The 13,267-nt window shown below is 63.6% G+C and carries 16 protein-coding genes and 3 pseudogenes; 10 read left to right on the top strand and 9 right to left on the bottom strand.

Translation table 11 applies throughout. The features are described 5' to 3' along the window. The 3 genes and pseudogenes from AC2VOP_RS12760 to AC2VOP_RS12750 form a co-directional block, all read left to right on the top strand. Window positions 1–368, top strand: a pseudogene (locus AC2VOP_RS12760) (malate dehydrogenase); the annotation flags it as partial. A gap of 59 nt (window positions 369–427) precedes the next feature. Next, window positions 428–1,633 carry an NAD(P)-dependent malic enzyme gene (locus AC2VOP_RS12755; RefSeq protein WP_486961312.1) on the top strand — a complete coding sequence of 402 codons (1,206 nt, stop codon included), beginning with the start codon at window positions 428–430 and terminating at the stop codon, window positions 1,631–1,633. A gap of 9 nt (window positions 1,634–1,642) precedes the next feature. Continuing rightward, window positions 1,643–2,482, top strand: coding sequence for a glycine betaine ABC transporter substrate-binding protein (locus AC2VOP_RS12750; RefSeq protein ID WP_486961311.1), 840 nt, complete (start codon window positions 1,643–1,645; stop codon window positions 2,480–2,482). 56 nt (window positions 2,483–2,538) lie between these two features. Here AC2VOP_RS12750 and AC2VOP_RS12745 read toward each other — a convergent pair. After that, window positions 2,539–3,010: pseudogene (locus tag AC2VOP_RS12745) on the bottom strand (alpha/beta fold hydrolase). Between the two features lie 19 nt (window positions 3,011–3,029). On the opposite strand from AC2VOP_RS12745, the gene AC2VOP_RS12740 reads away from it, so the two are divergent. Next, a complete protein-coding gene (locus AC2VOP_RS12740; protein WP_486961310.1) occupies window positions 3,030–3,641 on the top strand; it encodes a DUF222 domain-containing protein in 612 nt (203 codons plus the stop codon). A 126-nt stretch (window positions 3,642–3,767) separates the two neighbouring features. On the opposite strand, the gene AC2VOP_RS12735 is transcribed toward AC2VOP_RS12740, so the two are convergent. The 3 genes and pseudogenes from AC2VOP_RS12735 to AC2VOP_RS12725 form a co-directional block, all read right to left on the bottom strand. After that, the gene (locus AC2VOP_RS12735; RefSeq protein ID WP_486961309.1) at window positions 3,768–3,998 is read right to left on the bottom strand and encodes a hypothetical protein; all 231 of its coding nucleotides are present in this window, start codon (window positions 3,996–3,998) and stop codon (window positions 3,768–3,770) included. Between the two features lies 1 nt (window position 3,999). After that, window positions 4,000–4,831 (bottom strand): annotated as a pseudogene (locus AC2VOP_RS12730) (GTP pyrophosphokinase). Between the two features lie 247 nt (window positions 4,832–5,078). Continuing rightward, window positions 5,079–5,537, bottom strand: a complete 459-nt coding sequence (locus tag AC2VOP_RS12725) for an AAA family ATPase (protein WP_486961308.1) — start codon at window positions 5,535–5,537, stop codon at window positions 5,079–5,081. A gap of 197 nt (window positions 5,538–5,734) precedes the next feature. On the opposite strand from AC2VOP_RS12725, the gene AC2VOP_RS12720 reads away from it, so the two are divergent. After that, on the top strand, window positions 5,735–5,965 hold the full coding sequence (locus AC2VOP_RS12720; RefSeq protein WP_486961307.1) for a FitA-like ribbon-helix-helix domain-containing protein: 231 nt from the start codon (window positions 5,735–5,737) through the stop codon (window positions 5,963–5,965). Window positions 5,966–5,975: 10 nt separating this feature from the next. Further along, window positions 5,976–6,380 carry a type II toxin-antitoxin system VapC family toxin gene (locus tag AC2VOP_RS12715; protein WP_486961306.1) on the top strand — a complete coding sequence of 135 codons (405 nt, stop codon included), beginning with the start codon at window positions 5,976–5,978 and terminating at the stop codon, window positions 6,378–6,380. A 113-nt stretch (window positions 6,381–6,493) separates the two neighbouring features. Here AC2VOP_RS12715 and AC2VOP_RS12710 read toward each other — a convergent pair whose 3' ends face one another. From AC2VOP_RS12710 to AC2VOP_RS12695, 4 genes are all read right to left on the bottom strand, one after another. After that, on the bottom strand, window positions 6,494–6,940 hold the full coding sequence (locus AC2VOP_RS12710; protein WP_486961305.1) for a PIN domain-containing protein: 447 nt from the start codon (window positions 6,938–6,940) through the stop codon (window positions 6,494–6,496). After that, the gene (locus tag AC2VOP_RS12705) at window positions 6,933–7,244 is read right to left on the bottom strand and encodes a type II toxin-antitoxin system Phd/YefM family antitoxin (RefSeq protein WP_486961304.1); all 312 of its coding nucleotides are present in this window, start codon (window positions 7,242–7,244) and stop codon (window positions 6,933–6,935) included. Before AC2VOP_RS12705 ends, AC2VOP_RS12710 begins: the two co-directional genes overlap by 8 nt. A 247-nt stretch (window positions 7,245–7,491) precedes the next feature. Continuing rightward, complete coding sequence (locus AC2VOP_RS12700) at window positions 7,492–8,178, bottom strand: PucR family transcriptional regulator (RefSeq protein WP_486961303.1); 687 nt, start codon at window positions 8,176–8,178, stop codon at window positions 7,492–7,494. Continuing rightward, window positions 8,106–8,759 carry a hypothetical protein gene (locus AC2VOP_RS12695; RefSeq protein WP_486961302.1) on the bottom strand — a complete coding sequence of 218 codons (654 nt, stop codon included), beginning with the start codon at window positions 8,757–8,759 and terminating at the stop codon, window positions 8,106–8,108. The genes AC2VOP_RS12700 and AC2VOP_RS12695 overlap by 73 nt, the downstream gene beginning before the upstream one ends. A gap of 930 nt (window positions 8,760–9,689) precedes the next feature. Between AC2VOP_RS12695 and AC2VOP_RS12690 the strand changes: the two genes are divergently transcribed. The 4 genes from AC2VOP_RS12690 to AC2VOP_RS12675 all read left to right on the top strand — a co-directional run bounded on the left by AC2VOP_RS12690 (window position 9,690) and on the right by AC2VOP_RS12675 (window position 12,440). Continuing rightward, window positions 9,690–10,118 (top strand): hypothetical protein, encoded by a 429-nt coding sequence (locus AC2VOP_RS12690; protein WP_486961301.1) that lies wholly within the window; start codon window positions 9,690–9,692, stop codon window positions 10,116–10,118. 77 nt (window positions 10,119–10,195) lie between these two features. Then, the gene (locus tag AC2VOP_RS12685; RefSeq protein ID WP_486961300.1) at window positions 10,196–10,963 is read left to right on the top strand and encodes a hypothetical protein; all 768 of its coding nucleotides are present in this window, start codon (window positions 10,196–10,198) and stop codon (window positions 10,961–10,963) included. A gap of 53 nt (window positions 10,964–11,016) precedes the next feature. After that, the gene (locus AC2VOP_RS12680) at window positions 11,017–11,748 is read left to right on the top strand and encodes a hypothetical protein (RefSeq protein ID WP_486961299.1); all 732 of its coding nucleotides are present in this window, start codon (window positions 11,017–11,019) and stop codon (window positions 11,746–11,748) included. An 89-nt stretch (window positions 11,749–11,837) separates the two neighbouring features. Next, window positions 11,838–12,440: a hypothetical protein gene (locus tag AC2VOP_RS12675; protein WP_486961298.1), complete on the top strand. Its 603-nt coding sequence runs from the start codon at window positions 11,838–11,840 to the stop codon at window positions 12,438–12,440. Between the two features lie 179 nt (window positions 12,441–12,619). On the opposite strand, the gene AC2VOP_RS12670 is transcribed toward AC2VOP_RS12675, so the two are convergent. Next, the coding region (locus AC2VOP_RS12670) for a cytochrome P450 (protein ID WP_486961297.1) at window positions 12,620–13,267 on the bottom strand (648 nt) is incomplete at its 5' end.

Here is a 13,267-nt window from a genome sequence, read left to right as displayed (position 1 = left end):
AGGTGGTCGGCGACCAGGCCTGGATCGAGAACGACTTCATCCCGACCGTCGCCAAGCGCGGCGCGGCGATCATCGACGCCCGCGGCGCCTCGTCGGCCGCCTCGGCGGCGTCGGCGACCATCGACGCCGCCCGGGACTGGCTGCTCGGCAGCCCGGCGGGGGACTGGGTGTCGATGTCGGTGATCTCCGACGGCTGCTACGGCGTGCCGGCGGGTCTCATCTCCTCCTTCCCGGTGACCACCTTCGATGGCGACTGGAGCATCGTGAGCGGCTTGGAGATCGACGAGTTCTCCCGCGGCCGGATCGACACGTCGACCGCCGAACTCGCCGACGAGCGCGACGCCGTTACCGGGCTCGGACTCATCTGATACAGGACCGCCAGGCTTGCAATCACACCACCGGTACGTGCGCAGTACCCTGACTACCGATGCCTGAAGCCGCGCCCCGAGAGGTGAAAAGCCCGCAGATCGTCGTCGGCGAAGATGAGATCTTCGAAGCCCACGTCGCCGGGAAGATCTCGGTGCAGGTGAAAGCGCCGCTGGACACTCAGCGGGCGCTGTCGATTGCCTACACCCCGGGGGTGGCGCAGGTCAGCCGCGCGATCGCCGCCGATCACACCCTGGCTGCCCGCTACACCTGGGCGAACCAGCTCGTCGCGGTGGTCAGCGACGGCAGTGCAGTGCTCGGCCTGGGCGACATCGGTGCGGCGGCAGCACTGCCGGTGATGGAGGGCAAAAGCGCGCTGTTCAAGATCTTCGGCGGTCTGGACTCCATCCCGATCGTGTTGGACACCAAGGACCCCGGAGAGATCGTGGAAACCTTGGTGCGGCTGCGGCCGACGTTCGGCGCGGTCAACCTGGAGGACATCTCGGCGCCGCGTTGCTTCGAGATCGAACGCCGCGCGGTCGAAGCGTTGGACTGCCCCGTCATGCACGACGACCAGCACGGCACCGCGATCGTGGTGCTGGCGGCGTTGCAGGGCGCGGCTAAAGTGCTCGGCCGCGACATGGCATCGTTGCGGATCGTCATCGCGGGAGCAGGAGCGGCCGGTGTGGCATGTGCCAACATCCTTCTTTCCGTTGGTGTTTCCGATATCACCGTGCTGGATTCGCAGGGCGTCCTGCATCCTGAGCGCACCGATATGAACAGTGTCAAAGCCGAACTCGCCCAGCGCACCAACCCGACCGGACGCACCGGCGGCATGATCGAAGCGCTCGACGGTGCCGACGTGTTTCTGGGTGCCTCCGGCGGCGTGGTCCCGGAGGAGTTGATCGCGTCGATGACACCCGGTGGCGTGGTGTTCGCGCTGTCCAACCCCGACCCGGAGATCCACCCGGACCTGGCCCTCAAGTATGCGGCGGTGGTGGCGACCGGCCGCAGCGATTTCCCTAACCAGATCAACAACGTGCTGGCGTTCCCCGGGGTGTTCCGCGGGGCGCTGGATTCCGGTGCCCGTCGGATCACCGAAGCGATGAAGCTCGCTGCTGCCGAGGCGATCTTCTCCGTCATTGGCGACGAACTGGCACCGGAGAAGATTGTGCCCAGCCCGCTCGATCCCCGGGTGGGGCCCGCGGTGGCCGAGGCGGTCGCAGCAGCGGCCGACCCGGTACACCCGGCGCCCCCGTTCTCCTGAGGGACACCGTTGCGGCGATCGAGGCCGATCATCGGGCTGGTGGCCCTGCTGCTGGCCGGCTGTAGCGGCGGGCCCGGACAGCCGTCGCTGGCCGTCGGGGCGACGCCCGATCCCGAGTCGCTGATCCTGGCGTCGGTATACGCGGCTGCGCTGCGCGGCTCGGGAGCGGCGGCGCACGTTCAGACCGCCGCCGACCCGGTCGGCGAGCTGGACTCCGGGGCGGTGACCGTGGCCCCCGGATTCACCGGCCGGCTGCTGGCGATCTTCGCCCCGGGGGCGACGGTGCGATCGGATCGGCAGGTCTACCGGGCGATGGTCGGTGCCCTGCCGGAGGGGATCGCCGCCGGTGACTACGCCACCGCCGCCGAGGACAAGCCGGCGCTGGCCGTGACCAGATCCACCGCCGCGTCGTGGGGCGGCACCGACCTGCGGCTGTTACCTCCCCACTGCGACCACCTGGTCGTTGGCGGCATAGCGGGCGTCCGGACGCCGTCGTCGGTTGGCCGGTGCCGCATGCCGGCTGCACGCGAATTCCCCGACGACGCAGCGCTGTTCGCGGCACTACGGGCACGGAAGGTCACCACGGCCTGGACCACCACCGCTGATCCCGACGTACCCGATGACCTGGTGGTGCTCACCGACGGCACACCGGCGCTGGTGCGCGCCGAGAACGTGGTGTCGTTGTATCGGCGCAACGAGCTAGCCGAACCGCAGCTGTTGGCGGTCAACCAGGTGGCCGGGGCGCTGGAAACCGCGGCGCTGATCGACATGCGCCGCCGGGTGGCCGGCGGCGCCGATCCGCAGACGATCGCCGACGCCTGGCTGGCCGAACACCCGTTGTGGCGCTGACTAATGCGCAGCGTCCGCCGCGGATCGTTATGCGGACAGCCGCGCGCATCGAGCGATCAGCCCCACTTGAAGTCAGCGAGGAATCGTAGGAGTTCTGCATTGACCTCGTCGGCGCGTTCCTCCTGCAGCCAATGGCCCGCGCCGTCCAGCGTCACCTCGCGGTAAGGGCCGGTGACCACTTCGGTGGCCCGGTCGCGTGGAGTGAAGCCCTGCGTCGGATCGTTGGTGCCGACGATGACCAGCACCGGCACCGCGACCGTGGGCGCCGGCGGTTCGGCCAGGATCTGCCAGTTGCGGTCGAAGTTGCGGCGCCTCCGGCTGTGACGAGCCACCGAATCCGCGCTGATCCGGGGCGAGCACGTGGTAGCCGGCACCCGCGAGCGCGGGGACGATCCGGCGCCACGAATAGCCGAGGCTCGGAAAGCCATGGGCCAAGATCACCGCCGGAGCACGGTGATCACCGGCTTCGATGACCCGTAACCGGACACCATTGGTGTCAACCAGACGCTGCTGATCCTCGTTGCCCACCAGCAAAGGCTATCGAAAAATGTTCGAATCCGGTGTATCGTCGCAGGCCACCGAGGCATTCGTTGGCGCCGACGACGCTGCTGTGGTGGGGCGCTCAGACATGTGGATCGCCCGGTTTGACCCGGCCGGTCGGCGGGTGCCAGGGCTGCGCAACGAAGATCGCTATGTCGAGATCGGGCCGGTGGATTCCGGGCTGGCCGGTATCTGGGCGGAGTTGCACGCCACCGACGGTGCCGCGCTGGACCGCAGGCTCGATGCCTTGGCCGACACGGTATGTCGCGACGATCCCCGCGGCAAGGAACAGCGTCGCGCTGATGCGCTGGGTGCGCTGGCCGCCGGGCTGGAGGCGATGCGCTGCGAATGTGGCTCATCGGATTGCCAGGCGGCACAACGCAAGCCGGCCACCGATGTGGTGATTCACATCCTGGCGGAGCAGAGCACCATCAGCGGTGAGTCCACAGCGCCGGGATACCTGCCCGAATTCGGCCCGATACCGTCGGACGTGGTCAAGGACATGGCGCGCACCGCGAAGGTCAAGTCGCTGGCGTGGCCCTTAACCGACCCGGAAGCCGGGTACCGGCCGTCGGCGGCGCTGGCCGGGTTCGTGCGCGTGCGCGATTTGACGTGCTGATTCCCTGGGTGCAGCAGCACTGCTGCGGTATGCCAGATCGACCACACGGTGCCGTTTCCGCTCGGGCCCACCCACCCCTCGAAGGTCAGATTTCTCCGTCTGCGATGCAGCCCGCTGTCCGTTACATCAGGTCAGCATGCGGTCTTCTGCAGCCAGCTCTGCGCCGCTGAAGTACCGCGAGTGGGTTTGCTTCAAGGTGTCTAGCGACTTGCTAACGAGCGCGGCGATCTCGACGTTCTTGTCGGTGCGCTCGGCTTCGAGCTTCAGCCGATACTCCATCGCCTCGCGCGAGGTTACGAACTCGGTAATGCGCCGCTCGTGGGTGTGCCGGTTGTATTCGACGACATAACCAGCCATGTCACCCATCTTCCTCTTTGGAGGACTCAGCCTCACCACTAGCCTTCTGTGCAGCATAAGCCACCGAACCGACCCACATCGCCCTGTCCATCGCGGCTGCCCCGAGCGCGACTCCGCGCCGACCAGGGTCTTCGATCTCGGAACGCCGTTGCCAGTCCGCTTCGCTAGCTGCCACCTTTGCCGAGAGTTCCTGCATGCTCTGCACCGTGCGCTGAATCCGTCCTATGTCTACGCCGGACGACGGTTCGACAGGTTCGCCGTAGCGGATGCCCCGGCCGACTTCATCTGCGAGCTTCTCAAACAGGTTCGCCCACAAGCTTTGAAGAATCGTCCGAATCTGTATTTCGACCCGTCCAGCAGGCAACCGAAACCAGACATGAACGCCACGGTAACCAGCGTGCATGCCATCGCGCAGATCATGGATAGCTGACTCGTCCGCACAGAAGTGACTGGCGATCTCCCGAGCGAGGCTCATTTGTTCGCCCAACAGCAGGTCGGCGTCAACACGAACACCAGCGAGGTCTTGGACGGCGTTCAGTTGCAGGCTGGGCTGTCGTTGCAGCTTTTCCACTAATGTGTCTTGGGTCTTTGGGCGTGAGCTAACCCGCAAATCCGGTGTCAGCCGTCCTCCTTTGGTAGCCAACAACTCCGACCTGATCGACCAACTCCCGTTCTCGATTTGATCCTGCACCTCGGCGGCCCAGGTCGAAGTGCCACAACATGACGTCTGCGTACGACGGGCAGTCGATCGGCGGGTCGACTCCATCGCGAAGCGCCGCCCCAAGACGACGCGGCGCGTTGTTCGACCACGGTGGTCGAGACTCCAAGTCCATGGTTGCTCAGCCTACGGGGCGAGCAGACATGTCCTGATACCGCGAAGACGCGCTTTGCTGGAGTCGAAGCAGCCTCCTTCCGGCCCCGCTACGACGGCGACACGCCGCGCAAACCGCGTCGGCGCAAAGATAACCAACAGTCGGTGAGTTCCTGAGCTGTCCGCTGGCCCCGTCTCCCGTGTTTCCTGCCTGGACCTGGTACTCCGGGCGTGTCGCTGTGCCGAATCCCCGTAATGAGGCGGCATCATCACTGATGAATGGTTTGCGTTTCAGCTGATAGTTTTTCACGGTGAGTGAAGGCGAGGAGGCCGGGGTTGGCTCCGGCGGCGGTGCGTGACCTGCGGGAGGTGCGGGTCCCGGCGACCGTGGACGAGGTCGCCGATTTCGACGTTTCGGCGGACAGCATCGCCCGGACCGAACCGGTGAGCACGAACCGTCCCGGGCGCGGATCCTGATCGACAGAGCGTTTCACCGCGCCAAGCACCTCGGGAACGGCTTGCCACTCGTCGAGCAGAACCGGTTCAGACTGCCTCGCCAGCACCGAGTCCGGATCCGCACGGTACGCCTCGGCGTCCGCCTTCCGGTCCAAGCGCACAACGCTGCGGGCATGGCGGGCCGCTGTGGTGGTCTTACCTGTCGCTCTCGGGCCGGTGATCAGCAGGGCGGGAAAGTCCGCCATGTACTGCCGCAGAAGTCCGTCGACCAACCTCGCCTGATACATGTTCGACCCTCGCTATGAGTGTACCGTCACCACAGCGCTCAATGTACCTATTCCACTAGAGCGAATGTATCAATCCCACAACGATGAATGATCCGCTTCCGCGCGTCCGGTGATCGTTATTCGTTGTTGACTGCAAGCACGCTGAACATGTGCATGTCATGCGCATGTGATAGCTTGTGGCTATGGTGGTTGCGATTCAGATCAAAGATGTCCCCGAAGAAGTTCGCGACGCGCTGGCGGCCCGTGCCGAGGCGCGCGGCCAGTCCACCCAAACGTATCTGCGATCCCTGTTGGAACGGGAGTACCAGGCGGGGCGCAACCGGCAGCTCTTGGAGGCGTTGGTTGGTCATCGCAGCCTGACCATGACAGCCGAGGAAGTGGCGGCCGTCATCCGCGCTGACCGCGACGGGTGAGTTTTCGCCTGTGATCGTGGTGGACGCAGGCGTGCTGGTGTTGGCGCTCACGAGCAGCGCTCCCCAAGGCGACGCGGCACGCGCAGCCCTCAACGGCGACGACGGCTGGCTCGCGCCGGCCCACATGCCGGGCGAGGTGCTCCGCACCCTGCACAAGGCCGTATTGCGCAAGCAATTGGAGCTTGAGGACGCCGAGGCCGCCGCCGACGCCGTCACCGCACTCGCCATCGAATACGTGCTCCCTGATGCACTGCTTTTGCGCACCGCCTGGGTCTGGCGGCACAACATATCGATCTACGACGGCCTGTATGTCGCTGTCGCCGCCGAACGTTCCGCCGCCATGATCAGCGTCGACAGACGCTTGGCCAACGCCACTGATCAGCTCGGTATCCCGGTCGCGATCACCCTGCTCTAGGAACGCAGCCGTAGCTCGTGACCATCAGTGGTTAGGCTGGCAGGCTGACCAGTGCAGCAGGCCATCCAGGCAGGCAGAATTGCGCAATTTCAGTCTTCGCTCGGGGACGGCCTTCAGAGGCAATGTGGGGGCGGCTGGTTGGGTTGTCCGTTGGACAGGTTGACGACGGTGAGCGCAGACTCCAGCCCGGCAAAGTCGTCGGAGTTGCGTGTCAGCAATGTCAGGCCGTGCCGTGCTGCGGTCGCGGCGATTTGTAGATCCATGCGTCTGGTGCGCGGGTTTCTTCCCTGCTGGCGTACCAATGTTGCTATCGCGCCGTAATATTCGGTCGTGGGTATGTCGAACGGCAGTACATCGAACTTCTCTAGCGTGTGCTGTACGCGCTGGCGTCGGCGGGTCTGTTCTAGTGGGTCGGTCGCGGCGGTGACGCCGTACTGCAACTCTCCGATCGTGATCACCGACACCGCCAGTTCGTCGGCGTACCGATGCACCTGCTGTGTAGTCGGCGGGGCGATCACGACCGAGGTATCCAGCAGCGCCCGGCGTGGCTGGCTACTCACCGGTGGCAGGTGTTTGGCGTGCCCACGGGTCTTCGGGAGTATCGGGCCCGGCTAGCTCGTCGCAGCCTTCGCGGATGTCGTGCCACCACCGCTGCGCGTCCTCGGCGGAAAGTGGGCTTGCGGTCAGCGCGGCTATCGCATCGGTCGCGGGCACGAACGGGCGGCGGCTCGTCTCCTGGTGTGGTACCATGTCGGCCACGGGGCGGCCGTTGACCGTGACGATGAACGATTCGCCGGCGGCGACCCGCCGCATGACGGCGGCGTTTTCGTTTCGTAGCTCTGACTGCCGAATCTCCACACTCATAGCGCAAATGTAGCACTTTGATAGCGCTACCGTGTACAGTGCGACCAGTTCGGTCGTCTCGCCGCCTGGCAATCCAGCGCCGGGTTGACTGACCATGACGTCGCAGGCCAGATCGCCGAAGCCTACGGCATCGGTTTCATCGAGGCGCCCCGCAAACCAGGCCCCGCCAGGGGAAACCAGAACACGAAGGCCGGACACCTGCGGAAGTCCTTGTCCACTCCGCCTGCCCGGGCCCAACCAAGGGTCCTCAAGAAGAGCTGGGTGGGATTCGCCACCGAAGGGCTTCCAGTGCCGCCGCGATGTGCACGCTGGCGTTTTTTAGCGGCTGCGGTAGTAGCTCGTCGGCTTGAGCGAGCCGGTGCAGCAACGTGTTTCGGTGGATGAACAGGCGGGCGGCGGCCCGGGTGGCGTTGCACTGCTCGTGGATGAAGGTGAGGACTGTCTGGTGAAGTTCTGGAGGTGCTGACTCGAAATCGCCGAGGACGCGTTTGATGAATCGATCCGCTTCTTCACGGTCGGCGGTGATCAGTGCGGCGAGCTGAGCGTCGATGAACCTGACGACCCGGGTCGTTACACCAGGGCGTGTCATCATGCGCTGAGTGGTGAGCGCATCGAGATGGCTGCGCCGGAACCCCTCGACGCCGGCTGCCGTCGGCCCGACCGCGATCCGCACGCCGGACAGTTGACCTAGGGCACGGGCAACCGCGGCCAGGTCCAGGGCATCGGCACCGGGCAGCCACACCCATAGGGTGGCAGGATCGGCCCACAACGCCAACGGCCGGCCTCCCTCGACGGTGTGCATCAACGTCTTGGAGGCAAGGTCCAGATCAGACGGGTTGGTGTTCGCTCCGTCGGCCCAGATCACAGCCGCGGTGTGGTTCTGGTCGAGACGGTAACCGAGCCGGGTTTCGGCGTTGCGTCGGGGAATCGCCACCCCGTCGAGGATCTGTGCGACGATCGCCCGGTGCTCGGCGTGCCCCCCCCCCCCCCGGTGTCCTGGTCGGCTTCGAGGCGTGCCCGCTCGCAGAGTTCGGTGACCGTGGCGTCGGTGAACGATCGCATCGATCGCGCCGATATGTCGAGGAGCTCGCTCAGCTCGTCGGGGTCAGTTGTCAATCTGAACGCGGTCTGCATCCACAACCGCAATGTCGCCGCCTGGGTGCGCTGGCAACAGTCCATCACCGCCGCCTCGCTTAGCCCGCGGCAAGCCTGGATGCGGACTGCGGTGAGCGGCGCTGCGGCGAGATTGGCCGGCACCGGCTCGCCGGGGTGACTGATGTTGGCGGACGCCCAATGCAGATAGTTTTCCCGATTGCTTCGCCGGATCGCATCGACGACCACTGGATCGTCGGCGATGCCGCGGAGGTACTTCGACTCCAGTGCGGCGTTGTCCAGCTCGTCGAGCCACTGCTCAGAAGTATCGAGGATCATCTGGCTGCACTGCCGTATCAACACGCGCACCCGCTCACACGGCTGTCCCCCCAGGTTCTTCGACAGGTCCATCACGACCTCCACAAGGCTCCAGCCTTACAGTTAATAACCTCTCTGCGCTAGCGACGCGCGGCCATATGAGGCATCTAACTTGACTTAATAAGCTCCTGTCAAGCCGGGTGTTGGGCAGAGTCGGGAGGCTTGCCCGATACGGAAGGCAAGATCGACATGGCCGCCAGACGGCCGCGGGTTCGAACAATCTCAGCCGATCACATTGCGATCATCGGCGCCGCGATCGCGGCGATCCCGCCTGGCGCCAAAACTGTTGATCACCATCGACGGGGCGGGGGCAAGCCACGCCGTCGTCGAGCACCTGGAAAAACTCAATGCTAGCCCGGGTTTCTCGGTGGGCTATTCGGTCGGATTCGGCCTCGACGAGCGGGTGCGGGCTGCGATCGCGGCCCATGCCCGACACCGGATGGCAGACCGCACTGGATGCCACCGGGCAAGCCCGCGAGGATGCGGCTGTTGCCGAGTTGACCGGGATGCTGCGCGCAAGCGCCGGCGGTGACCGACTGGCCGACTGGCCGGCCGGCACGCGGATCCTGGTCCCTGGCCCTCTGGCTTTTACTCGTTTGCCATCAACACCGCCTGGGTCACCGCGGTCGCGGTGGCCATCGACCTGCTGTGCCGGATGCGACGGTTGCTCTTCGAAGGCGTGCTGCCCAAAGCCGAACCGGCGACCCCTGCGCTACCGACTCCTCCACGCCGCCGCCCGACTGCTCAGATCCGCAGTCCGAGAAACGTGGGGCAGCCCAACCCGCGACTTCCGGCGCCGCCACAGGACAACCCGGGACAACCCGGGTCACCCCGACGCAGCGAAAGCGCTGCGCTGTGCACCTTGCACTGCTATACGAAACGTTTTTATGCACAATGCACGTTGCGCAGCGCCTCAACGATTGATTAGCTCACGTAGGAACAACATTCCGTAGGCCTACAGTCAAGGAGGCTCAAATGGTAACTTTCAACCGTCTCAATATCGGTCGACGTGGCAGTACTAGCTTGTTTACATCCGCGGCGCTTGTGGGACTATTGTTCGCTCCACCCTCTCACGCAACGCCCGGTGTGGATTTATCAGGCGAAGCCGCGTCTGTTGCTTCGGCTGATCCGGACAGCGCGCTCAGCCAACTCATCGATACGTACCTATCGGACAACTTAACTGGTCCGGTACTAGATCCCGCCGGAGCCGGTGGCGCTTACGCTGAAATTAGTGAGTTAGGCCAGGCAGCATTCGTCGCAATCAATTCCGATACCTATGACGCGACACAAGATGTAGAGTCCGCGATCATCGCCGTGAATGACACGTTTCACACTTTTGAATTTGCAGTAAGCGATGTCACAGGCATCGTTTCTGCTGCTGGAGCTATTGGATCGGCGTTCTGAGCATACGTTAATGATCACCGAACCGCGCACGAAAGCACACCACAATTGTGATTGAAAGGACTGTCATGAGACGGGAAATGATCGAAGTCAAGAAAAGCGATCGCCAATCGGTTAACAAGCCACTGCTGGTGCACCGCGCCCGTAAATGGATGCGAGGTATCGGTATGGGCGCTGGGGCCGTAATTGCTGGTGCTGTGGTGTCACTGGTCATCACCTCGGCAGCCCACGCTGATGACATCACCGTGCCGACCGTCCCGGTCCCCCCCGCCGACGATTCTGCGGCGGCTGAACAGTCCGCTTACGCTCAGGCAGAATTGTTGACCGGTACCCACAGCGCCTCAGGACTCGACTCGTTGCAAAGCACTGCAGTGAGTGATGTAGTTGATGCCGATAAGATCGTAAATAGCGATACGACGGTCAATACTGTCGCGACCTTGGTGTCTGACGAGGCGCAGTTAACTTCGGTTAATTCAGCAATTGATGCCGGCCTTGCGTGGGGACTTTCAAAGTTTAATCCACAAGCAGACTTGGCCGACGCCAACGGATTCAATGTCATCGCCACTCAAGTGCAGATTGAGGACGACTTCTCAAATTTCTATCACAACTTTGCAAGCCTCGCGTCGAGCCTGGCGAATACATATGGCCTGCTTGGACCGATCGAAAGTGCTTTGCAACGTCAGGATGTGGTATCTACTTACGTGATTGATTTGGGTCAGCCAGACCTACTTGGTGAAAGTGCGAACCCTGGGGTGCCTGATGCAAGTTACGACCTCCTTCGCGCTGATGACTTGCTCTATAATGCGACATCGTGGTTGTGTGATCTCACCTGGCTTGACAATATTTGACAATATATCTTGTGGTAGCGGGCAACTAATCAACAACTGGTGAGGAGATATTTATGTACCGCCGTGTTCTGCTAGTCTTTGGAGCTGCGGCAGGTGGATTACTCGCCGTCGGCTTCCTCTCCGCGGGTGTGGCATTCGCTGGCGGTGACAATGCGGACGGCAGTGGGGCCGCGTCAGCCCCGGCGGCGGAGTTCCCTGATGTTCCCGGCAAGGACGCGTTCACCATCGGCCAGATCACCTTCGACCCCGTCGACATTACCGACGGCACGAAGGTGGTGGAAGGCTTCACGCCGGTCAGCCCGCTATTTGGGTTTGCACCGGTTATCGACATCGGTGGCGGCAGCGTGGGCCTTCTGGGATCCTCCTTTCCTCTTGCGACGCAAACCTTCTTTGTGTACAGCACTGGCGCCGACCCCACCCTGCTCGGTATCGTTGACAGCAATGAGGACGTCGCGAACGTTCTTGGTATGAGCAACACCGAGTTCGCCATCACCGATGTGGCAGCTGCGCACAGTGTCAAGGACTCAGCGCTACCGGCAGACGGGACGGTTTATGACGTGTTCAACCTGGGCCACGGGTTCGAAAACGTCTACGTGGATGTTCCCGGCAAGGACGGTGGCACTGTCACCGACACGTTGGTGACACCGTTTGGAAAGCTGGATCTGACTCCGCTGTTCGGCAGCTTTGATGCCACCCAGCCAATCGATCCAGGTGATGCCTTTACGGGTCTCATTGATACGGCCTCAGGATCAACCAGCGGTCTAGCGGACCTCTTCAGCTTTTGATACTGTGCTCGTAATGTTACGACGAAGCACCACACACGCCGCGTCGAGGCGACGACGAGCGTCGCAAAGGAGATTAAGGAGATAGGGTTATGCACTTTTCCGCTCCATCCGTCGCGGGCGGTGTCGTGGCGATTGTCGTTGGCGGCGTCATCGCTGGCACTCCGGCGCCACCGGCGGGACCCAACGTCAGCGTGCCAGCCGTGGCGCTCACCGCGGACGAGGGTACGTTTAACACCCTTGTCGACGAGATGGGCCTCATCGTGAACGACCTCGCCAGGGACGAGTTGTTCATGAACGGCCGTTCAAGCATTTATGCTGATAACTCTGTATGGGATGCTTTGTTCGAGAACGACTCCATAGAGGCACACGACCTAACAGGTGCGGTGCTACCGGACACCGCACCGGATCTCTCAGACACACACGACTTGCTGACGGCAGAAAACACCCTCTCTGAGCACCTTGGTGCCCTGTGGGGCCCGGTTGACCGATATTTGTTCATACCAATCGAATCGCAGTGGCTAACTAACGCTAACCTTCAAATTAGCATCATCGGCGATTTAGCCGCTGCGATTGATGGGGGCGGCAGCGCCGAACTCGAGTCAGCCGAACACCTAGCGGATTGGGCCATCTTCCAATCAGAGGCCGTCGAGTTCGCCTCGCACCTTGTTAACAATTTGGCCAATCTCTTCTGACGAGCGCAGCCTCTGTTGGCACCCTGGCGCCGCCGCGGGCGGACTGGTGGTGCCGCGTTGCTGTCGACGGGCGTCGCCTTCGCGACCGGAGGCGAGGAGGGCGACAACGGGGCCACGATACACCCTGCCTAAATAACCGTGAGCGTCGACGCTCATGGTCGACCCTGCCGCAGAGCCCCTCACCGCTCGGTCAGCGAGATCGCCATCTCGTCGTAGATCGACATGTTGGTGACCAGGTTGGGATACGCCACCTTCGCGGGCCCGAGGGTGATGTTGTCGCAGCGCAGCAGCAGTTCGTCGAAGACCGCGCGCAGTTCGGCGCGGGCGAGGTTGGCGCCCAGGCAGAAGTGCGGCCCGCCGCCGCCGAACGCCACATGTGGGTTGGGCACACGACCGATGTCGAAGGCGAACGGGTCGTCGAAGACCTCTTCGTCGCGGTTGGCCGACCGCAGCATCGACACCACCCGGTCGCGTGCGGGGATGTGTCGGTCGTCGATCTCGATGTCGACCTTGGCGGTGCGGGTCCAGTAGGCCACCGGCGTGGTCCAGCGCAGCACCTCCTCGACGGCAGCCGGCCGCACCGCCGAGTCGTCGCGGTAGCGCTCGATCTGCTCCCGGTTGGCCACAAACGCCTGCACCCCGCCCGCCAGCGCGTTCTTGGTGGTGTCGCTGCCGGCGAACGCCAGCACGAAAAAGAAGATCTCCAACTCGTTTTCCGCCAGCCGAAACTGCTCGCCGTCGTCGCCGTTGATCACCGCCGAAGCCAGCGTGCTCCAGATGTCGTCGACGGGGTTGCGCCGCTTCTCGGCGGTGAGCTCGAGCGCGTA

Source organism: Mycobacterium sp. TH-M106 (genome assembly GCF_057473765.1).
This window is presented reverse-complemented; position numbering and strand designations above follow the sequence as displayed.

Bases quoted from the DNA above. Each gene is read 5' to 3' on its own strand.
- AC2VOP_RS12740 (WP_486961310.1), top strand. From the start codon at position 3,030: ATGTTCGAATCCGGTGTATCGTCGCAGGCCACCGAGGCATTCGTTGGC.
- AC2VOP_RS12690 (WP_486961301.1), top strand. From the start codon at position 9,690: ATGGTAACTTTCAACCGTCTCAATATCGGTCGACGTGGCAGTACTAGC.
- AC2VOP_RS12685 (WP_486961300.1), top strand. From the start codon at position 10,196: ATGATCGAAGTCAAGAAAAGCGATCGCCAATCGGTTAACAAGCCACTG.
- AC2VOP_RS12680 (WP_486961299.1), top strand. From the start codon at position 11,017: ATGTACCGCCGTGTTCTGCTAGTCTTTGGAGCTGCGGCAGGTGGATTA.
- AC2VOP_RS12735 (WP_486961309.1), bottom strand. From the start codon at position 3,998: ATGGCTGGTTATGTCGTCGAATACAACCGGCACACCCACGAGCGGCGC.
- AC2VOP_RS12755 (WP_486961312.1), top strand. From the start codon at position 428: ATGCCTGAAGCCGCGCCCCGAGAGGTGAAAAGCCCGCAGATCGTCGTC.
- AC2VOP_RS12675 (WP_486961298.1), top strand. From the start codon at position 11,838: ATGCACTTTTCCGCTCCATCCGTCGCGGGCGGTGTCGTGGCGATTGTC.
- AC2VOP_RS12705 (WP_486961304.1), bottom strand. From the start codon at position 7,244: ATGAGTGTGGAGATTCGGCAGTCAGAGCTACGAAACGAAAACGCCGCC.
- AC2VOP_RS12720 (WP_486961307.1), top strand. From the start codon at position 5,735: ATGGTGGTTGCGATTCAGATCAAAGATGTCCCCGAAGAAGTTCGCGAC.